The organism is Fictibacillus fluitans (assembly GCF_030418125.1).
GTDB classification, from domain to species: domain Bacteria; phylum Bacillota; class Bacilli; order Bacillales; family Fictibacillaceae; genus Fictibacillus_C; species Fictibacillus_C fluitans.
On the sequence record NZ_JAUHTR010000021.1, the window covers coordinates 23,562 to 43,147 of the forward strand.

Genomic DNA, 19,586 nt, shown 5'->3' on the forward strand with positions numbered 1-19,586 from the left:
AAGAAGGAGTATCAGGTAATGTCCAATAAAGAACAACAGCAAGAATATGCACAGAAAATCAAGCCGCTTCAGCCAAAACCGCCTTACGTTATCAATTGTCTGAAGGCATATTTAGTCGGAGGGCTCATTTGTGTCATTGGAGAAGCGCTCATGAAATTTTACATGACCTATTTCAATTTTAATGAAGAAACGGCCGGGAACCCGACCGCGGCCACCCTGATATTAATTGCTGCTCTGCTCACGGGCATCGGGGTGTATGACAAGATTGGACAGTTCGGAGGAGCTGGCTCGGCCGTACCCGTAACCGGCTTTGCCAACGCTGTAACGAGCGCTGCTCTCGAACATAAAAGTGAAGGCATTGTCCTTGGGATTGCAACCAATTTATTTAAGCTGGCAGGTGCGGTAATCGTATTCGGAGCGGTGTCTGCTTATATTTTCGGAATGATACGCTACGCGTTCAAAACGCTGATGTAAAGGAGTGAAGGGCATGAAACTGCAAGGAAGGCAGACATGGAAATTTGGTGATCAGGTTTATCTCAATTCAACAGGCACAGCAGTGGGCCCGATGGAAAGTGAGGGGCCGCTCGGTTCTTTGTTTGATGTAAGATACAATGATTTGCATTGTAATGAAAAAAACTGGGAGCTGGCGGAACGGCGTTTGATGGAAGATTCCATTGCAAGCTGCCTGGGCAAGGCCAAACTGACGAATGAAGACATTAACTTTTTCCTGGCTGGGGATCTTTTAAATCAGGTGGTTACAGCGAACTATGTGGCCAGGGGCAATGAAATTCCGTTTCTGGGCGTCTTTGGAGCCTGTTCCACATCCATGGAATCACTGGCAGTTGGCGCAGCGCTCGTAGATGGCGGCTTTGCCCAAAGGGTAGTTGCTGCTGTAAGTTCGCATAATGCTACGGCTGAACGGCAATTCCGCTATCCGACAGAATATGGCGGCCAGAAACCGGATACCGCCACATTTACAGTTACAGGTGCCGGTGCTGCACTGATCAGCAGTGAACCTTCACCGATAAGAATTGCATCTGCCACCATCGGTAAGGTACAGGATCTTGGCATAAAAGACCCATTTGATATGGGCTCGGCCATGGCGCCAGCAGCTGCAGATACGATTATGACCCATTTAAAAGAGACAGGCATGGCTCCGGGAGATTACGACCTGATTGTCACCGGAGACTTGTCCGGAGTAGGGGCACCAATTGTCAAGATGCTTTTAAAGGAAAAAGGCATCGATGTTTCAAATAATCACAGAGACTGTGGATTGATGGTTTACCGGCCGGACCAGGAAGTATTTGCAGGGGGAAGCGGCTGTGGATGCTCAGCGGTGGTAACTTATGGCCATTTGGTAAAAGAACTGATGTCAGGCAGCCTGAAGCGAATTCTCGTGGTAGCAACTGGAGCGCTCTTAAATCCAACAATGATCCAGCAAAAAGAATCCATACCAACCATTGCTCATGCGGTGGCTCTTGAAGGAATCAAAGGGGGAAGCAACTGATGGACTACTTATGGGCATTCCTTGTGGGCGGAGCCATTTGTGTGGTTGGCCAGCTGTTGATCGACATTTTCAAACTGACCCCGGCTCATGTAACAACCTCTTTTGTCGTGCTTGGTGCATTGCTTGATGCGTTTGGCATTTATGATAATTTGATCAAGTTTGCCGGTGCGGGGGCCACTGTCCCGATAACCAGCTTTGGACATAACCTCCTCCATGGAGCAATGGCTTCAGCAGAGGAGCATGGATTTATCGGTATCGCCATGGGAATATTCGAACTGACCTCAGCAGGTATCTCATCCGCGATTTTGTTTGGTTTTCTTGTTGCGTTGATATTTAAGCCGAAGGGGTGAATCTGGTGGGAAAAAAACGCGTCATTCTGATAACTGACGGGGATTTATATGCACTGCGTGCGGTAGAGCATGTCGCCCGCAAAATTGGAGGACGCTGCATTTCCCACTCATGGGGCAATCCTTCGAGGTTAACCGGTCAGCAGCTTGTATCCCTGATCATGAAAACACCGTATGATCCCGTGCTCGTCATGTTTGATGATTGCGGATTCAGGGGGGAAGGACCCGGGGAACTGGCCATGCGTGCAGTTTGTGAACATCCTGGAATTGAAGTATTGGGCGCCATAGCGGTGGCCTCCAAAACACGGTATTCCGAATGGACAAAAGTCCACTTCTCCATTGACCGCTATGGAAAATTCACGGAATTTGGCATTGATAAGAGCGGTCTGCCTGACATTGAAACAGGCAGGATCAACGGGGACACAGTATATATTCTTGATGAATTAGACCTTCCGATTGTTATTGGCATCGGCGATATCGGAAAGATGGCAGGGCATGATGCGGTGGAAAAGGGAGCTCCCATAACCAGCATAGCTGTGGCAACCATCCTAGAAAGGAGCGGGTATAATGCAGGAACCGAAGGAAAGACAAAAGACACGAATCAGTAAAAAAATCCAGGAAAATGAACATCAGCTGAAATCAAGGCTGGGAATCGGTGTCAGCTTTGACGTGGGCGTTAGAAAGCTTCATGTCATGAAAAAAGAAGTTCAGATTTACTATTGCACCGGGCTTTGCGACAGTCTCTTTATTATTGAAATCATGCGGGAGCTCATGGACATGGATCATGGGCACCGTGCACCTTCCAATGTCAAAGAAATATTGCATGATCATCTTTCCCATCAGCAGGTTGAGCTGACAGATAACCTGGAAATCGCGATCGACAGGATGCTTTCCGGATTAATTGCTGTATTTTTGGAAGGTGAAGACCAGGCATTCATAGTGGATGTCAGAAGCTATCCCGGACGGCAGCCGGAAGAACCCGATATTGAGAAGGTGGTCCGGGGCTCAAGGGACGGATATACTGAGAACATTATCATTAATACCGCACTGACACGCCGCAGAATTCGGGATGAACGGCTGCGGCACGAAATTATGCAAGTCGGAAAGCGGTCAAAGACCGATATTTGTATCTCCTATATTGATGACATCGCTGATCCCGGGCTTGTCGATCTGGTAAAAAAAGAGCTGCAGAATATTGATATTGATGGTATTCCCATGGCTGACAAAACAATTGAAGAATTTCTCGTGAAACAGGGATGGGATCCGTTTCCTCTTGTCCGGTATACGGAAAGGCCAGATGTTGCCGCCCAGCATTTAATGGAGGGGCATGTTCTCATTATTACCGATACGAGCCCGAGTGTCATTATTACACCAACCACTTATTTTCACCACGTGCAGCATGCCGAAGAATTTCGCCAGACCCCGATGGTCGGCGCCTTTATCCGCTGGGTCCGGTTTGCCGGCATTATCGCTTCGCTTCTCCTTGTTCCGCTCTGGTACCTTTATGCTACACAGGAAGGGCTGCTGCCCCCAGATATCGATTTTATCGGACCGAACAAGACAACCAATATCCCATTGTTCCTGCAAATTATTTTTGCGGAAATCGGGATTGAGATCCTGAGAGTAGCCGCGATCCATACACCCAGTCCGCTGTCGACAGCGATGGGATTGATTGCCGCGGTGCTGATCGGACAGATCGCCATTGATGTGGGGCTTTTTGTTCCAGAGGTTATTTTATATGTTGCCGTTGCTGCGATCGGCGGATTTTCGACGCCAAGCTATGAGCTGAGTGTGGCCAATAAAATGCTTCGCCTTGTCCTTTTGATATTAACCGCCATTTTCCATGTGCCGGGACTAGTGGGCGGAGCCACATTACTGCTCCTGTATCTCGCTTTCATTAAAAACTTGAATACACCTTATCTGTGGCCGTTTATACCGTTCAATGCCAAAGCTTTTATGCAGATTGTGATCCGGCTGGCTGTGCCATTGTCCAGAGTCCGGCCAAGCGTCGTACATCCGCAAAACAGCAAAAAGCAGCCAACTTCTTAAGAAGTGTTGCCGAATATCCAATTTTGTGATAAATTTGTTCATAACAATTGGATATGCCTCATTTATAAATAATGGGGTAGAGGCGCAAAGCGGATGAGTAGGATGATGGAGTGAATGGACATGATGAAATCATTTTAAAGGCCAATTTGCCGAAGTGTGGGAATGCTCCATCCGTTCCTATGCTGGGCCGCTGCCGAACAGACAGCGGACTGTCACTGCAATGCTTGCAGTGGAGAACTATTCCGGCAAATGGGGGTACGGATGTAGACAGCCAGTGTACCTTATACACGGGCTGTCTTTGTTTTTTCGTCGGAACAGGATCTCTGCAGGATAGAAAAGGGGAGATTAGAATGTACTTACACGGCACAAGCTCAATCAATGAAGATAATCATTTGACAATCGGCGGGCTGGACACGGTCCAGCTTGCACAAAAATACGGAACACCGCTTTATATTTATGATGTGGAACTGATCAGACAACGCGCAAGGTCGTTTAAAAAAGCCTTTGAGGAAAAAGGCATCAAAGCTCAGGTGGCATATGCAAGCAAAGCCTTTTCGTGCCTCGCACAGGTTCAATTAGTGGCGGAGGAGGGTCTTAGCCTGGATGTTGTTTCCGGAGGAGAGCTTTATACCGCGCTTGCAGCTGGTTTTCCAGCTGAGCGCATCCATTTTCACGGCAACAATAAAAGCTATGATGAGCTCCAATATGCCCTGAAGTCAGGGATCGGATGCTTTGTGGTGGATAATTTCCATGAACTGCGCATGCTTGATGAGCTTTGTGGAAAAATGAATAAAAAGGCGTCCATTCTTCTTAGAATCACTCCGGGAATTGAGGCTCACACCCATGAATACATTTTAACCGGTCAGGAAGATTCAAAATTTGGCTTTGACCTTCAGAATGGCCAGGCGGAAAAAGCAGCGATCGAAGCACTGGATTCAGAAGCCCTGACTCTTCTGGGCGTGCATTTTCATATTGGTTCGCAAATCTTTGAAACTGCCGGTTTCATCCTGGCGATACAGAAGCTGTATGAATACCTTGCCAAATGGAACAGCGAATTTTCCTTTTTCCCTGATGTTTTAAACCTGGGGGGAGGTTTTGGTATTCGTTATACAGAGGAAGATGAGCCGCTTGAGCCCAAAGAATATATTGAAGCGATGATCAGTGAAGTAACAAGCCTCTCTGCTTCAAATTCGGTTTCAGTGCCTGAAATCTGGATTGAACCGGGACGTTCGCTCGTCGGAGACGCAGGAACCACCATATATTCGGTCGGCTCGCAAAAGGATATTCCTTCCGTACGGCATTATGTGGCGGTAGACGGTGGGATGAACGATAATATCAGGCCGGCACTCTACCAGGCCCAATATGAAGCCGCGCTTGCGAACCGGGCGGGAGAAAAAGGAACAAATAAGGTGTCCATTGCAGGAAAATGCTGCGAGTCCGGAGATATGCTCATTTGGGACATTCTTCTCCCCGAGGTGCAAACCGGTGATTACCTTGCTGTATTTTGTACAGGGGCCTATGGCTATTCCATGTCCAACAACTATAATCGCATTCCGCGGCCGGCGGTCGTTTTTGCGGAAAAGGGAGAAGATCAGCTGGTTGTTAAAAGGGAAACCTATGAAGACCTTCTCAGGCTGGACCTGCCATTAAAAAACGGCGTATTGGCCGGTAATTAAGTAAACCTCACTGGACGCTCGGCCAAAAAAAGCATAAAATAAGGAAGTATGCTGAATTCAGGAGGTAATATACATGAAAAAAGGTTCAATTGAATTTGAAAACGGAGAAAAAATATCGATCGAGCTGTTTCCGGACGAAGCACCTGGAACGGTAGCAAACTTTGAAAAGCTTGCGAACGAAGGATTTTATAACGGGGTAACTTTCCACCGTGTCATTCCCGGCTTTGTAGCACAAGGCGGCGATCCTACGGGAACAGGAGCAGGCGGTCCCGGGTATACCATCAAATGTGAAACTGAAGGAAACACGCACAAGCATGTGGCTGGTTCATTATCCATGGCACACGCAGGAAAAGACACAGGCGGAAGCCAGTTCTTTATCGTTCATGAGCCGCAGCCTCATTTGAACGGTGTTCATACGGTTTTCGGGCAAGTGACTGAAGGCATGGATACCGTGCTACGAATCAAGCAAGGCGATGTTATGAAAGAAGTAAAAGTCTGGGAAGAATAAGAACAGAAAAAAAGCCTCCGCTTCAGGAGGCTTTTTTATATGCTTAAAAGTTCTTATTCCGCAGCTGTGTTTTTGCGCCTTTTTTGTGCTTCCCGTTCACGAATGATTTCGCTCCGGTCCCGGGTCCGGTGCTTATGAATAATCTGGTCATTGTCCATATCGCTCATTGCTCCCCAGGAAGAGCCATGTTTTTTTATGGATTGGCAGCATTCATTAAAAAGGCTCTTATCCGTAACGGGAAGGTTCATATCGGTGTAGGGAAAACGGCTGGTGATGTCGCTGAGCCGCTTTTTTAGCTGTTCAAGCAGCAGCGAATGATCAAGACCGAGTGCTGCAATATTTTCTTTCTGGCCGTCCAGGCGTTTTATTGCGCTTTCCATCATTCTCCTTGCTCCTTCAACGTTCCCCCTTCGCTGATGATAAAGGGAAACTGCGATCTGGATCAGACCTACCCAGACGCCATTTTGCATGCCTTCTTTTTTCCAATGTTCTTCGAGGACTTCATGGCATTCGAAGTAATCTCTTTTTCCATGAAAGTATGCCAGATAGTCGATATAAGCTTCAGGGTACATTTGCGGTCCTCCTTCGGACAGGTTCTTCTTCATTCTACTAAAAAAAGAGAAAGCAAAAAAGGAACTCCCTTTAAAATATGGTATAATTCCGATACAAGATACATTGTAGAAACAGAGGTTGCGACAATGAAATACAGCGTGAAGATAGATGCATTTGAAGGTCCTCTGGATCTGCTCCTGCATCTTATTGGTACGTATGAAATTGACATTTATGATATCCCGGTTGCTGTCATAACCGAACAATATATGAATTATATACATACCATGCAGGAATTAAAACTGGATGTGGCCAGCGAATACTTGGTTATGGCTGCGACATTGCTTGCCATTAAAAGCAAAATGCTTCTTCCCAAACAGGAAGTACTCGATCCGGATGATCAGCTTGAAATGGATGAGGATGACGATCCGCGGGAGGATTTGGTACGAAGACTTGTGGAATACAGGAAGTTTAAACAGGCAGCGCATGACCTGAAAGAAAAAGAAACGGCAAGAAGCATGATTTTTACGAGGGAGCCAATGGATCTCACTTCCTATGAAAATGAAGAGGAAGCCGCTAATCCCGTCGCCAACGTGACAATTTATGATATGCTGGCAGCCATGCAGAAAATCTTTTCGAAAAAAATGGAGAAAGTTCCAAGAAAGACGACCATCGAGCGCCGGGAAATTCCGATTGAAACGCGGATGCAGCAGATCATTCAGGACATTAAACGATCAGGCAGAAAGAAATTTTCGGATCTCTTTACCTCGTCGAGCAGGGAGTATCTCGTTGTTACGTTTCTCGCTGTCCTGGAGCTTATGAAAACGAAAGAAGTAGAATGTGAGCAGGAAGATAACTTTAGCGAAATTTTTATTTATGCACCAAAGGAGAATGAAGTTTGAATCAATCAGCAGAACAGAAAGCAGTCATTGAAGGACTGATCTTTGTATCCGGAGAGGAGGGCATTGACAAAAAGCAGATGGCCGATGTTCTTCAGGTCGGCATGCCAGAAGTGGAATCATTGCTGGACGATCTGCTCAACGACTACCGGTCGGGCCCGCGAGGAATGGAAATTATTGAAATCGCCGGTTCCTTTCAATTTGTAACAAAGCGGGAGCATGCCGCTTATTATGAGCGGCTGGTCGCCGCTCCGTCACACACAAGCCTTTCTCAGGCAGCCCTTGAAACACTGGCCATCATCGCTTATAAACAGCCTATTACCCGGGCAGAGATTGAGGAAGTAAGAGGGGTGAAAACCGAAAAACCGCTCCAGACCCTCTCATCCAAAGGATTAATCACCGAAAAAGGCAGGGCCGAGGGGACAGGGCGTGCCATTTTGTACGGAACGACCAAAAGCTTTCTTGAGCATTTCGGATTAAAGTCCATCGAGGAACTACCTCCTCTTCCTGAGCAGTTGGAAGACTCGTCTATTGAAGAGGAAGCAGATTTATTTTTTTCAAAGTTTCAGGAAACCATGGATGAATGAAAAGGAGCTGAGGATTCGTTGAAAATTCGATCTTGTGCCGGATATGAGCTGGAAAAAGCAAAATCCAATTCCCCTGAGGACTTTTTTAACCGCTCAGAAGTCATTTATGAGCATAAGGGCAAAGAGCGTTCCTTTGAATTGCTGTACGTTAGATTTCTTGAAGAACAGCTGCAGGAGGATCTCACACAGCAGCTCACATTAGAAAGTGGAGAGCACCTTGCCGTGAGGGATATTGCCGCTCTTGCCTGCCTGCTGCAGGCGGATGGTCATCTCGAACGCCGGAAAGTGTACATCAACGATCAGAATGAATTTTCCGCCCTTTTTCAGAACCTTGACTGGAATAAATTGAAGAGAATCTGGGACCGGGTTAAAGCAGCCTCTATCAGATCCTAAACGAAAGCCTCCTTATAAAGGGGGCTTTTTTCCATTTATAAGCGTAAAAGCATTGTAAAGAGGGAAAACTTCAGTAACTACGTATACGGAGGTTCATTGATGCCTAAAATTCTATCCGTCCAAACAACAAATCTGCCACATAAACTTGAACAGGAACAAACACTTGAATTTGCAAGAGGCTTGTTTCAGCGCTCATTTAAGGACATTGAACGGCTTTTGAAAGTCTTTCATAACGGAGAAATAAAAACACGCTATTTTGCCAAGCCCATAGAATGGTTTGCCGAACCCCACTCCCTGCAGGAAAAAAATGATTTTTACATAGAGAGCGCAACCCGTTTCGGCATACGTGCCATTCGGAAGTGTTTGCAGGAATCTCCGTTTTTAAACCGGCCGGTTGATTATCAGGAAATTGATGCCATTTTCTTTATTTCAAGTTCAGGCTTCGCCACACCAAGCATTGAGGCCAGAATCATGAATGAATTGCCATTCTCCCCGCATACCAAGAGAATACCGATTTGGGGACTCGGATGCGCTGGCGGTGCTTCCGGGTTTTCAAGAGCGTATGAGTATTGTAAAGCGTTTCCTGAAGCTAATGTGCTTGTGCTTAGTGTGGAGCTTTGCAGCCTGACATTCCAGCATGATGACCACAGCAAAAGCAACCTGGTGGGCACGTCTTTGTTTTCTGATGGAATTGGCTGTGCCTTGCTGTGCGGTGATGATTCCAGGGCGGGGAGTGCATCCTCCCTTGAAGCTGTTCCTGTAGTGATGGACACTATGTCAACCCTTATGCCAAATTCTGAAGAGGTAATGGGCTGGGATTTTAAGGACAATGGACTGTATGTTGTATTCTCCAGGGACATTCCAAATATCATTCGCGGCTGGCTCAAGCCTAACGTAGATCAGTTCCTTGAACGAAATGCGCTTACCGGCCGGGATATTCGCCATTTTATTGCACATCCCGGGGGGAAAAAGGTCCTGGATGCCTATGTTGATGCTTTGGACATGCCTGTTGAGAAAACGGAAGTTTCAAAGGCGGTCCTTCAGGATTTCGGGAATATGTCATCCGCTACTGTCTTTTACGTGATGGAACGCTTTATGGCAAGAATGCCCGAAAGAGGGGATATCGGTCTGATGGCAGCACTCGGACCTGGTTTTTCATCTGAATTGCTTTATTTACAATGGAAATAAAAAAGGGGGAGAATCATGCTGTTCTGGATATTTTTTGCTGTGCTGGTGATCCAGCGTCTAGCCGAGCTTTTGGTTGCCAGAAAAAATGAGAAATACCTGCTTTCCAAGGGAGCCTTTGAAGCAGGACATGAACATTACAAATGGATGGTCGGCATACATACCTGTTTTTTTGTTTCGTTTTTATTGGAAGTGCTCATCTTTCACAAGGACCCGGCATTTTGGTGGTGGATTCCTTTTTCTCTATTTCTTCTGGCCCAAGTGGCCCGCGTTTGGTGCATCTCCTCTTTAGGTCATTTCTGGAATACAAAAATTATAATCCTGCCCGGTGCCCATGTGGTGGCCAAGGGACCTTATAAATATATAAGACATCCAAACTACGTCATTGTAACACTGGAAATCATTATGATTCCTTTAGTTTTTCAAGCCTATTTCACGATGGTGCTCTTCCTTATTTTAAACGCGGTGATTCTGTCCGTACGAATACCTGAAGAAGAAAAAGCGCTGCAGGAAGCAACCAATTACAGCGCCCGATTTCAAGGGAAACGACGATTTTTGCCAGGCGATGATATCTGACTGGAAATAATTTACCAATCATAACCGTCCGTTTTTTGCATAAACTTGTACAAAACAACTAAGGACGGGATACCATGCGCTATTCAACAAAAAAATGGACAATGCTTATCTTAGCAGCTGCTCTTCTGCTTACCTGTATGCCGCCTCAGGCAACGGCTGCAGGGCCTGGTGTGTCCGCTAGAGCTGCTATTTTAATGGAACAGGAATCAGGAAGGATTCTATATGCACGGAATGAACACCGTCCCATGCGCATCGCAAGCATTACGAAGATCATGACAGCCATCATTGCCATTGAATCCGGCAAGCTTTCAGACCGGGTTACCATCAGCGATGCGGCCACCCGGACGGAAGGTTCTTCTCTCTATTTAAAACCGGGAGAGCATATCTCACTTAATGATCTTGTATACGGTCTGATGCTCCGTTCGGGTAATGATTCAGCTGTTGCCATTGCCCAGTATGTAGGTGGGAGCCTCGATGGTTTTGTTTATATGATGAATGAAAAAGCCCGTGAAATCGGAATGAAGAACACGCAGTTCAGAAATCCGCACGGCCTGGATGACCATGATGATCACTACTCATCCGCTTATGATATGGCGCTGCTTACCCGGTATGCGATGGATAATGAAAAGTTCAGGGAAATTTCATCTTCCGTTATCTACCGGTCACCACAAGAGGGTGAAAAATGGGAGCGGATCTGGCGGAATAAAAATAAAATGCTGAAGCTTTATCCTTACTCCACTGGCGGAAAAACAGGATATACAAAGCTTGCCAAACGCACCCTCGTTTCCACTGCTAAAAAAGACGGCATGGGACTGATCGCTGTCACATTGAATGATCCAAATGACTGGGAAGACCACGCGTCCATGTTCAATTGGGGTTACCGGACGTTCAAGCTGACCAGCCTTGTAAAAAAGGGAGTAGTAAACGGGATCAAGCTAAAGGCCTATCAAAATAAAATTGAAGCGGCTAGAGACCTTAATTACCCCTTAATGAAGGGGGAGGAAAAGGACATTCAACGATCGGTGAATCTTTACCAGCCGCCAAAAGGCGGTAAGTGGAAAAATGGAGCGGTGCCCAAGCCGATTGGCAAAATGAAAGTAATGCTCGGAGACCAAATCCTTGGCAGCCTGCCATTGTACTATGAGGGCAAAGGGCTGGTAAAAGAAGAAAACCATAGTATCTGGAATGTGTTTAAACATATGGTGGCTTCCCTGTTTGCCATAAGCGGTGGTTCACACCATGGTTAATTACATTTGGGTGGGTATGATGGTGACCGGTTTTATCGTCGCCATTTTCAGCGGTAATGTGGACAAGGTAAATGCTGCCGTTTTTAAAAGCGCCCAGGAAGCCGTCACCATCAGTCTGGGCATGATCAGTATTCTTGTTTTCTGGCTTGGACTGATGAAAATTGCGGAGAAGGGCGGTTTGCTTGAATTTTTGGCTCTTTTGTTCCGCCCGCTCGTTAAACGGCTTTTTCCGGATGTGCCAGAAGGCCATCCGGCACTGGGTTACATCTTATCCAATATGGTAGCAAACCTTTTTGGTCTTGGGAATGCCGCGACTCCCATGGGAATCAAGGCAATGGAACAGCTGAAAGTATTAAACGGTGGAAAGAATGAAGCCAGCCGCTCCATGATTACTCTGCTGGCGATTAACACTTCAAGCATTACCCTCATCCCTACGACCATTATTGCCATCCGGATGAACTACGGCTCGCACACTCCAACAGACATAGTAGGCACAACACTGATGGCTACAGCGGTATCCACCGTGTTTGCACTTTCGATAGACCGGTTTTTTTATTACAGGTCGGTCCGGAAGGAGAAAAAGTAGATTATGAGTTTCATAAATTCATTTTCCATCTGGTTTATTCCTTTTTTGATCGGATTTATTCTTCTATACGGCACATACAAAAAGGTGCCGACCTATGAAGCCTTCGTGGAAGGCGGAAAAGAAGGCTTTTCCCTGGCTGTATCCATGATTCCTTATCTTGTCGGCATGCTCGTTTCCATATCCGTTTTCCGTGCCTCAGGGGCGCTTGACCTGCTTCTTGATTTTGGAAAGCCTTTGTTTGATTGGCTGCATGTGCCGGGCGAAGTAGTACCGCTCGGACTGATGAGAACCATTTCAGGGAGCGGAGCCCTCGGCATGACCTCTGATTTGATCGCTTCCCATGGACCTGATTCCTTCATTGGCCGGCTTGCTTCAACCATTCAAGGAAGCACCGACACCACCTTTTATGTGCTGACCGTCTATTTCGGGGCGGTGGGCATCCGAAAAATGGGGTATGCCCTGAAGGTGGGCTTGCTGGCCGATCTCGTCGGATTTATTGCTTCTATTGTGGTTGTCAGTCTTGTATTTTCATAGAACACACCGGATGGAACAATAACATCAGGTGTGTTTTTGTTTATAAACCGGCTTTTCTGGTGAGACCTTGTGAAATGGCAGGCGAGAGAGTATGATGTTAAATGAGGTGAAATCATGGAACGTTTACAAAAGGTAATTGCCCAGAGCGGCATTACTTCGAGAAGAAAAGCAGAAGAATTAATTACGGAAGGAAAAGTTAAAGTCAACGGAACCGTTGTCCGGGAGCTTGGGACCAAAGTTACTGGAAGAGACAGGATCGAAGTCAACGGTGTACAAATCGAAAGGGAACATCCGGTTTACTTCCTAATGTACAAGCCGTCAGGAGTAATCACGGCGGTTTCAGATGATAAAGGAAGAAAAGTGGTTACCGATTATTTTCAAGAAATCGTGGAAGAACGGATCTTTCCTGTCGGACGACTCGATTATGATACATCTGGTGCCCTGATTATGACCAATGACGGTACATTTGCCAATGAGCTGATGCATCCGAAATATAAAGTGGATAAAACGTATATTGCCAAGATAAAAGGAATTCCGGAACGGGAAGCGATGAAAAAGCTTGAAAGAGGAATCATGCTCGAAGATGGAAAAACGGCTCCGGCAAGGGTGAAGTTCCTTTCGGGAGACAAGAAAAAACAAACTGCCATCATTGAACTGACCATTCACGAAGGAAGAAACCGCCAGGTGCGGCGAATGCTTGAAGCCATTGGGCATCCAGTTCTGAAGCTGAAAAGGGAACGGTATGCTTTTTTGGATGTGAAAGGGCTGAATCCTGGTGAATTCAGAGAACTGACCCCTCATGAAGTGAAGCAGCTGCGAAACCAAGCTGTCACACAACCGTCAAAAAAGAGAGGCCATAATTAAAATCCAAGGCGTTATAGTTAAGATGGAAACCTGAAAATAGAAGCAGGGATGGAGATTCTTTCCGTTAATAAGGAGGGAATCCCTTGTTTCTATTATTAATTTTGCTGACCGCTTTCATTTTTCTTTTCCCTAAGTGTATGGCATGGAACCCAGGCATACACATTCCCCGGGGATAAAACGGAAAATGTTCGGAAAAAAACAGCGTATCCATATCGAATGAGACGATTATATCGTATATGGAAATATCAAGCCGTAACGGGGTGTGCAAAATTGAAAACAATCAAATGTGAATGCGGCCATAGCAATCCGTTCGGAACCGAAATTTGTGAATCGTGCGGAAAGCCGTTAACCAATGAAAAGTCGCACGAACTGATCAACATGAGGTATGAAGGAAGCGCCGTGCGTTCTCAAACCTATAACAAAACGATTGTTGATAAAGTTTGGAATTTCTTTTCATCCGTTAAAGTTGGAATTTGGATTATTATTGTGATTTTGGTTGCCGCAGCGATTGGAACTATCTTTCCACAAGAAATGTACATACCGCCCAATGTGGATCCGACGACCTATTATAAAGAGGAATACGGAACACCGGGACAGATTTTCTTTTTGCTGGGTTTCCATGACCTCTATGGTTCCTGGTGGTTCCTTTTACTGCTCGCTGCACTTGGCGTATCGCTTATTATTGTCAGCATTGACCGTGGTTTTCCCCTGTACAGAGCGCTTAAATACCAGCGCGTGACCCGGCATGAGAGCTTTATGAAAAGGCAAAGGCTCTTTGCCATGTCCGACAGCGGAATTTCCATGGATCGTGTAAAAACTGTACTTGCCAAGAAACGTTACAAAATCAAGGAAGACAACGGCAATATTCTTGCCGAAAAAAACCGTTTTTCACGGTGGGGGCCATACGTCAACCATGTGGGTCTGATTATCTTCCTGATCGGGGCGATGCTTCGTTTTTTCCCGGGCATGTATACCGATCAGACCATATGGATCCGGGAAGGAGAGACAACGGCCGTCCCCGGAACAAAAACGGAAGATGGGCAATACTATCTCAAAAACCACAAATTTGTTATGGAACTCTATGACAAGAAGGATAAGCAGTTTTCACAGGCACTTGATAAAACAGGGAATCCTGTGCCAAAAAACTACCAAAGCAATGTAACTCTTTACCATGCTGAACCTTCTCAAGTGGTCGGGGCCCAAACAGAGCTGAAAAAAGAAAGAGACGCAAAAATTAAAGTCAATGAACCATTATCATTTAATGATTATTCTGTTTATCAAGTAGATTTCAAGTTAAATGAGTTTCATAGGATGAATCTCAAGCTGGAAAATAAAAAGACAGGAAAAACCTACGGCGAAATCAAAGTGAACCTGTTTAATCCAAAATCCTCTTATGATCTTGGAAACGGCTACAAAGTCGATATGGTCGAATACTTTCCGAATTTTAAACTCGACGAAAATGACCAGCCAACGACGGAAAACAGCATTCCCGACAATCCTGCTTTTGTTTTCAAGATGTTTACACCAGAGACGCCTAAAGGCGAAACCGCATTTATCGGCATACGGAAAAATGTGGAGGCTGGCGACAACAAATATAAAATGTCCTTTTCCGGGATTGAAACCAAGAATGTTTCCGCCTTGACAGTCAAAAAGGACAGGACACTTCCGATCATCATTATCGGCGGCATTATTTTCATGCTTGGTGTGGTCCAGGGTCTGTACTGGAACCACCGGAGAATCTGGATACAACAGAGGAACGGCCAATTATGGATCGCTGCCCATACCAATAAGAACTGGTTTGGCTTGAAAAGGGAGATGCAGAACATATCAGAAGAATCCGGGCTGGTCATGCCGATTGACCAAAGTGACGAAAAAAGTGCTTAAGCCCTGTACAGGAGGTTATTATGGCTGAACTCAGCAGTACTTTGCTTTATATCGCCTTTATTATTTATCTCATTGCAACGCTTGTCTTTGCCATGTCCCTTTCCGATAAAAAAGGAAAAGAGAACAAAGCGGCTTATACGAAAAGATGGGGAAGAGTGGGCTACATCCTTTCCATCCTTGGCTTTGCATCCCAGCTCGGTTATTTCTTTACACGATGGATGGCCAGCGGTCATGCACCGGTCAGCAACCTGTTTGAATTCACGACGTTTTTTGGGATGATGATGGTATTTGCTTTTATCCTGATTTATGCGATTTACCGCACGAATGCGTTAGGCGTGTTTGCCATGCCAATCGCTCTTCTGGTCATTGCATACGCCAGCATGTTTCCCAGAGATATCGCACCGCTGATTCCTGCGCTTCAAAGTGACTGGCTGAAAATCCATGTTACAACAGCTGCTCTTGGAGAAGGAATATTATCCATATCCTTTGTTGCGGGATTAATCTTTTTAATCCGGGTCGTTGATCAGACCGTTTCTACCAAAAAAACAAAAATGCTCGAAATCATTATGTATCTGCTATTATGCGTATTCGGCTTTGTTCTGGTCAGTGCGATTTCTGCAGCAGCCGGTTATGAAACATCATTTAACTTTACCGACAAAAAGGACCAGAAGGTGGAAGTGACCTATAATGTGCCTGCACTTGTCGGGCCGCCAAACGGTTCTCAGGCAGATGATCACTTTGGCCCGCTTGTCTCCTCACCTTCGTGGATGAACGGAGAGCAGGCGCCAAGGAAATTCAACACCTTTATCTGGTCGCTGCTGACAGGCGGTGTTCTGTATGGAATTGTCCGTCTCATTTTAAGAAAACGAATATCAGCAGCAATCCAGCCGAAGCTCTTGAACCTGAAACCGGATTTGCTGGATGAAATCAGCTACCGGTCCGTTGCCATCGGGTTTCCCGTATTTACGCTCGGGGCCCTGATCTTTGCTATGATATGGGCACAGGAGGCCTGGACGAGGTTTTGGGGATGGGATCCAAAAGAAGTCTGGGCACTCATTACCTTCCTGTTCTACGCAGCCTATCTTCATTTCCGGCTTTCACGGGGATGGCACGGCGAGAAATCAGCCTGGCTTTGCGTGATTGGTTTTGTCATCATCATGTTCAACCTGATCGCTGTTAATCTCGTAATATCCGGACTTCATTCCTACGCATAACATGAAAAAAGCGGCCCTTCATTTCAATTTTTTCTTTTGAGATGAAGGGTTTTGTGATATACAGGCTGTTCATGTATGATAGAGGTGCAGATTCAATGAAATGGAGGAACACCAGTGGAAAAAGAGGCTAAGATTTTAATCGTGGATGATGAGGATCGAATCCGCAAGCTTTTAAAAATGTATCTTGAACGCGAAAATTACGAAGTGGATGAAGCGGAAAATGGAGAAGAAGCTCTGGATTTTGCTTTAACGCTCAACTATGATTTGATATTGCTTGATCTCATGATGCCAGGTATGGACGGCATGGAAGTCTGTGAAAAGTTAAGACAGCGAAAAGCAACTCCTGTTATTATGCTGACTGCAAAAGGGGAAGAAGTAAACCGGATCCAGGGCTTTGAGTCCGGGGCGGATGATTATATCGTAAAACCGTTCAGTCCCCGTGAAGTGATTCTGCGGGTAAAAGCGCTGCTGCGGCGGTCTTCTTCCACGAAGTTCTTACAAACCGAATCCGTTGCCAAAAATATCATTGTGTTTCCGCATCTCACCATTGACCATGATGCTCACCGTGTGATCGCGGGTGGCAAGGAGGTCAACCTGACGCCTAAAGAGTACGAGCTTCTCTATTACCTGGCGAAAACACCGGACAAGGTATATGCCCGGGAACAGCTTTTGAAAGATGTTTGGAACTATGAGTTCTTTGGCGATCTTCGGACAGTGGATACCCATGTCAAACGACTCCGCGAAAAATTAAATAAAGTCTCACCTGAAGCAGCATCCATGATCGCAACGGTGTGGGGTGTCGGCTACAAATTTGAGGCTGCAGAACAAGCATGATCTGGCGGAGTGTCGTCGGAAAACTGTGGGTAACCATTTTGCTGCTGGTTTCGGTTGTTCTTTTCATACTGACCGTGATGCTGACGCAGTTTGTCGGCCGTTATTATGATAACCAGGCAGAAGAACAGCTCACCAAGCTTACGCATAAAATGGTTGAGCTTCTTGAGGATTATAACAGCAAGGAAGAGGCGCTGCGCATTTCCTCAGAGCTCGTGGATGCCTATTCCCTGAATGCCATGATCATCATGGATAAAAATGAGCACTACTCACCGACATCACGAAAACAGGAAGAAGCCGACCTTCCGGTGAGTGTCTTTTTTAAAAACAAATCCCTTGCCTCTGTTTACCAAAATGGAAAAAAGGTGGTAAAGAAAGGCGATTTTCCAGTGATGTCAAAAGGGAAGGAAATACATAACCGGCTTCTGATCGTCGGCTTGCCCTTTAAGATGGAAAATGGCAAAACCGGTGCCGTTTATGTTTATCAGTCACTGGAAAATATCGCGGAGAGCACGAATTATACCAAGAGGCTTATTTTTTTATCGGCCGGTATCGCCATTATCCTGACAACCATCTTTGCCTTCTTCCTTTCCAGCCGTGTGACCGCGCCGCTCCGAAAGATGAGGGAAGCGGCTTCTCATATGGCGCGCGGAGAATTTGACATGAAGGTGCCAATGCTCACACATGACGAAATCGGTGAACTTGCCATGGCATTCAACCGGATGGGGAGGCAGCTGAAAAATTTCATTACCGCTTTGAATCAGGAAAAGGAACAGCTGTCGGGAATTCTCAGTTCGATGGCCGATGGTGTTATTACGTTTGACCGCCGGATGAGCATCCTTGTTTCGAATCCTCCCGCTCAGCGTTTTTTGCAGGCGTGGTATTACGAGCAGGGGATGGATCCGGACAAAAAGGACGCCCTGCCATCTGAGCTTACTGAGCTGTTCCAAAATGTGGTCACATCAGAAAAGGAACAATACATCGAAATAGCTATCCAGGGCCGGAGCTGGGTGGTTGTTATGACTCCGCTTTACAATCAATCTTTTGTCAGGGGAGCGGTGGCTGTTCTCCGTGACATGACAGAAGAGCGGCAAATGGAAAAGCTGAACAAAGACTTTATCGCCAATGTTTCGCATGAGCTCAGAACCCCGATTTCAATGCTTCAGGGGTATAGTGAGGCGATCGTGGATGACGTGGCCGGCTCCAGGGAACAGGAAAAAGAAATTGTGCAAATCATTCATGATGAGTCTCTAAGAATGGGACGGCTGGTTAATGAGCTCCTTGATTTGGCGAGGCTTGAAGCCGGGCAGATGGAGCTGCGGCCGGCAACAGTTTCGGTAAACGAGTTTTTTGAGCGGGTCGTCAGGAAATTTTATGGCATCGCCAGAGAACGTGATATTGAGCTGGCCCTGAACCTGAATGCGGAAGGCACTGCCCGATTTGATCCCGACCGGATTGAACAGGTGCTGACCAACTTGATCGATAATGCCCTTCGTCATACTGCGTCAAAGGGCAAGGTTGCCATTTTGGTGGAACGGCTGCAGCAGGGGCTGAAAATCGAAGTCACAGATAATGGATCAGGAATCGCAGAAGAAGATCTACCGTTTGTATTTGAACGTTTTTATAAAGCAGATAAAGCACGGACACGCGGAAAAAAAGGCGGCACTGGCCTTGGACTTGCCATTGCAAAAAACATTGTGGTTACCCACAATGGGAGCATTTCCGTTCACAGCAAGCTGAACGAAGGCACCACATTTTCAATCTTCTTGCCGCTATCTGTTGAAGAATAGGTATTTCACCCGATTTTTCTTGTTCCATAAGAAACAAATCCAAAAACAAACGGTTCCTGCCGTTTGTTTTTTTACGTTTTTTTCTGTTGGATGATTGAGTAAAAAACTACTAAATTGTATGTTCTTAAAAAACGGCTTCTGCATAACATGAAAGGGTGATTCTAGTTTCAGGAGGAAAAGATGAAAGACTACGGAAGACGGTTTTTGGTCGTACTGGCGATCACCCTTTGTATTGGTATGCTGTTTCTTGGCGGAAAAGGCGGAGAGGCAAAATCGAAAGAAAATTTCGAAAAACACTTGAAGGAGCCCCTTTTTCATGGTACAAAAGTGGATAAGGATTTACCCAAGAAATAGGTTGTA

Annotated in this window: 22 protein-coding genes and 1 riboswitch; of the genes, 21 read left to right on the forward strand and 1 reads right to left on the reverse strand. The window is 46.0% G+C overall.

The features are described from left to right. The first annotated feature begins 18 nt into the window (after positions 1-18). The 7 genes from spoVAC to QYB97_RS22910 all read left to right on the forward strand — a co-directional run bounded on the left by spoVAC (position 19) and on the right by QYB97_RS22910 (position 6,087). Positions 19-474: a stage V sporulation protein AC gene (gene spoVAC, locus QYB97_RS22880; protein WP_301168314.1), complete on the forward strand. Its 456-nt coding sequence runs from the start codon at positions 19-21 to the stop codon at positions 472-474. 13 nt (positions 475-487) lie between these two features. Further along, complete coding sequence (gene spoVAD, locus QYB97_RS22885) at positions 488-1,507, forward strand: stage V sporulation protein AD (protein WP_301168315.1); 1,020 nt, start codon at positions 488-490, stop codon at positions 1,505-1,507. Continuing rightward, entirely contained in the window at positions 1,507-1,857 is a 351-nt protein-coding gene (gene spoVAE, locus QYB97_RS22890) for a stage V sporulation protein AE (RefSeq protein ID WP_301168316.1), read from the forward strand. The genes spoVAD and spoVAE overlap by 1 nt, the downstream gene beginning before the upstream one ends. Positions 1,858-1,862: 5 nt before the next feature. Beyond that, on the forward strand, positions 1,863-2,462 hold the full coding sequence (gene spoVAEA, locus QYB97_RS22895; RefSeq protein ID WP_301168317.1) for a stage V sporulation protein SpoVABEA: 600 nt from the start codon (positions 1,863-1,865) through the stop codon (positions 2,460-2,462). Continuing rightward, positions 2,422-3,903 (forward strand): spore germination protein, encoded by a 1,482-nt coding sequence (locus QYB97_RS22900; protein ID WP_301168318.1) that lies wholly within the window; start codon positions 2,422-2,424, stop codon positions 3,901-3,903. Before spoVAEA ends, QYB97_RS22900 begins: the two co-directional genes overlap by 41 nt. A 69-nt stretch (positions 3,904-3,972) precedes the next feature. Beyond that, positions 3,973-4,151, forward strand: a riboswitch (Lysine riboswitch). 102 nt (positions 4,152-4,253) lie between these two features. After that, entirely contained in the window at positions 4,254-5,579 is a 1,326-nt protein-coding gene (gene lysA, locus QYB97_RS22905; RefSeq protein WP_301168319.1) for a diaminopimelate decarboxylase, read from the forward strand. Positions 5,580-5,652: 73 nt separating this feature from the next. Then, positions 5,653-6,087, forward strand: coding sequence for a peptidylprolyl isomerase (locus QYB97_RS22910; RefSeq protein ID WP_301168320.1), 435 nt, complete (start codon positions 5,653-5,655; stop codon positions 6,085-6,087). A 53-nt stretch (positions 6,088-6,140) separates the two neighbouring features. On the opposite strand, the gene QYB97_RS22915 is transcribed toward QYB97_RS22910, so the two are convergent. Then, positions 6,141-6,659, reverse strand: coding sequence for a DUF309 domain-containing protein (locus QYB97_RS22915; RefSeq protein WP_301168321.1), 519 nt, complete (start codon positions 6,657-6,659; stop codon positions 6,141-6,143). A 126-nt stretch (positions 6,660-6,785) separates the two neighbouring features. On the opposite strand from QYB97_RS22915, the gene QYB97_RS22920 reads away from it, so the two are divergent. The 14 genes from QYB97_RS22920 to QYB97_RS22985 all read left to right on the forward strand — a co-directional run bounded on the left by QYB97_RS22920 (position 6,786) and on the right by QYB97_RS22985 (position 19,580). Further along, positions 6,786-7,538, forward strand: a complete 753-nt coding sequence (locus QYB97_RS22920) for a segregation/condensation protein A (protein WP_301168322.1) — start codon at positions 6,786-6,788, stop codon at positions 7,536-7,538. Beyond that, the gene (scpB, locus tag QYB97_RS22925) at positions 7,535-8,122 is read left to right on the forward strand and encodes an SMC-Scp complex subunit ScpB (protein ID WP_301168323.1); all 588 of its coding nucleotides are present in this window, start codon (positions 7,535-7,537) and stop codon (positions 8,120-8,122) included. The genes QYB97_RS22920 and scpB overlap by 4 nt, the downstream gene beginning before the upstream one ends. Before the next feature lie 18 nt (positions 8,123-8,140). Further along, positions 8,141-8,515 (forward strand): hypothetical protein, encoded by a 375-nt coding sequence (locus tag QYB97_RS22930; protein WP_301168324.1) that lies wholly within the window; start codon positions 8,141-8,143, stop codon positions 8,513-8,515. A 99-nt stretch (positions 8,516-8,614) separates the two neighbouring features. Then, positions 8,615-9,703: a type III polyketide synthase gene (locus QYB97_RS22935; protein WP_301168325.1), complete on the forward strand. Its 1,089-nt coding sequence runs from the start codon at positions 8,615-8,617 to the stop codon at positions 9,701-9,703. A 15-nt stretch (positions 9,704-9,718) separates the two neighbouring features. After that, a complete protein-coding gene (locus tag QYB97_RS22940; RefSeq protein ID WP_301168326.1) occupies positions 9,719-10,276 on the forward strand; it encodes an isoprenylcysteine carboxyl methyltransferase family protein in 558 nt (185 codons plus the stop codon). A gap of 74 nt (positions 10,277-10,350) precedes the next feature. Then, positions 10,351-11,523, forward strand: coding sequence for a D-alanyl-D-alanine carboxypeptidase family protein (locus QYB97_RS22945; RefSeq protein ID WP_301168327.1), 1,173 nt, complete (start codon positions 10,351-10,353; stop codon positions 11,521-11,523). Then, positions 11,516-12,109 (forward strand): nucleoside recognition domain-containing protein, encoded by a 594-nt coding sequence (locus QYB97_RS22950; protein ID WP_301168328.1) that lies wholly within the window; start codon positions 11,516-11,518, stop codon positions 12,107-12,109. Before QYB97_RS22945 ends, QYB97_RS22950 begins: the two co-directional genes overlap by 8 nt. A 3-nt stretch (positions 12,110-12,112) precedes the next feature. Beyond that, positions 12,113-12,643 (forward strand): spore maturation protein, encoded by a 531-nt coding sequence (locus QYB97_RS22955; protein ID WP_301168329.1) that lies wholly within the window; start codon positions 12,113-12,115, stop codon positions 12,641-12,643. Between the two features lie 114 nt (positions 12,644-12,757). After that, positions 12,758-13,507: a pseudouridine synthase gene (locus QYB97_RS22960; protein ID WP_301168330.1), complete on the forward strand. Its 750-nt coding sequence runs from the start codon at positions 12,758-12,760 to the stop codon at positions 13,505-13,507. Positions 13,508-13,777: 270 nt separating this feature from the next. Continuing rightward, positions 13,778-15,391 carry a cytochrome c biogenesis protein ResB gene (resB, locus tag QYB97_RS22965; RefSeq protein ID WP_301168331.1) on the forward strand — a complete coding sequence of 538 codons (1,614 nt, stop codon included), beginning with the start codon at positions 13,778-13,780 and terminating at the stop codon, positions 15,389-15,391. A gap of 20 nt (positions 15,392-15,411) precedes the next feature. Then, a complete protein-coding gene (gene ccsB / locus QYB97_RS22970; RefSeq protein WP_301168332.1) occupies positions 15,412-16,605 on the forward strand; it encodes a c-type cytochrome biogenesis protein CcsB in 1,194 nt (397 codons plus the stop codon). A gap of 114 nt (positions 16,606-16,719) precedes the next feature. Further along, entirely contained in the window at positions 16,720-17,439 is a 720-nt protein-coding gene (locus QYB97_RS22975) for a response regulator transcription factor (protein ID WP_301168333.1), read from the forward strand. Beyond that, positions 17,436-19,226, forward strand: a complete 1,791-nt coding sequence (locus QYB97_RS22980) for an ATP-binding protein (protein ID WP_301168334.1) — start codon at positions 17,436-17,438, stop codon at positions 19,224-19,226. The genes QYB97_RS22975 and QYB97_RS22980 overlap by 4 nt, the downstream gene beginning before the upstream one ends. A 180-nt stretch (positions 19,227-19,406) precedes the next feature. Then, entirely contained in the window at positions 19,407-19,580 is a 174-nt protein-coding gene (locus QYB97_RS22985) for a hypothetical protein (RefSeq protein WP_301168335.1), read from the forward strand. Positions 19,581-19,586: the final 6 nt, after the last annotated feature.

Coding starts and splice junctions, on each gene's coding strand:
- spoVAC (WP_301168314.1), top strand. CDS start 19: ATGTCCAATAAAGAACAACAGCAAGAATATGCACAGAAAATCAAGCCG.
- spoVAD (WP_301168315.1), top strand. CDS start 488: ATGAAACTGCAAGGAAGGCAGACATGGAAATTTGGTGATCAGGTTTAT.
- spoVAE (WP_301168316.1), top strand. CDS start 1,507: ATGGACTACTTATGGGCATTCCTTGTGGGCGGAGCCATTTGTGTGGTT.
- QYB97_RS22900 (WP_301168318.1), top strand. CDS start 2,422: ATGCAGGAACCGAAGGAAAGACAAAAGACACGAATCAGTAAAAAAATC.
- lysA (WP_301168319.1), top strand. CDS start 4,254: ATGTACTTACACGGCACAAGCTCAATCAATGAAGATAATCATTTGACA.
- QYB97_RS22910 (WP_301168320.1), top strand. CDS start 5,653: ATGAAAAAAGGTTCAATTGAATTTGAAAACGGAGAAAAAATATCGATC.
- QYB97_RS22915 (WP_301168321.1), bottom strand. CDS start 6,659: ATGTACCCTGAAGCTTATATCGACTATCTGGCATACTTTCATGGAAAA.
- QYB97_RS22920 (WP_301168322.1), top strand. CDS start 6,786: ATGAAATACAGCGTGAAGATAGATGCATTTGAAGGTCCTCTGGATCTG.
- QYB97_RS22935 (WP_301168325.1), top strand. CDS start 8,615: ATGCCTAAAATTCTATCCGTCCAAACAACAAATCTGCCACATAAACTT.
- QYB97_RS22940 (WP_301168326.1), top strand. CDS start 9,719: ATGCTGTTCTGGATATTTTTTGCTGTGCTGGTGATCCAGCGTCTAGCC.
- QYB97_RS22945 (WP_301168327.1), top strand. CDS start 10,351: ATGCGCTATTCAACAAAAAAATGGACAATGCTTATCTTAGCAGCTGCT.
- QYB97_RS22950 (WP_301168328.1), top strand. CDS start 11,516: ATGGTTAATTACATTTGGGTGGGTATGATGGTGACCGGTTTTATCGTC.
- QYB97_RS22955 (WP_301168329.1), top strand. CDS start 12,113: ATGAGTTTCATAAATTCATTTTCCATCTGGTTTATTCCTTTTTTGATC.
- QYB97_RS22960 (WP_301168330.1), top strand. CDS start 12,758: ATGGAACGTTTACAAAAGGTAATTGCCCAGAGCGGCATTACTTCGAGA.
- ccsB (WP_301168332.1), top strand. CDS start 15,412: ATGGCTGAACTCAGCAGTACTTTGCTTTATATCGCCTTTATTATTTAT.
- QYB97_RS22980 (WP_301168334.1), top strand. CDS start 17,436: ATGATCTGGCGGAGTGTCGTCGGAAAACTGTGGGTAACCATTTTGCTG.
- QYB97_RS22985 (WP_301168335.1), top strand. CDS start 19,407: ATGAAAGACTACGGAAGACGGTTTTTGGTCGTACTGGCGATCACCCTT.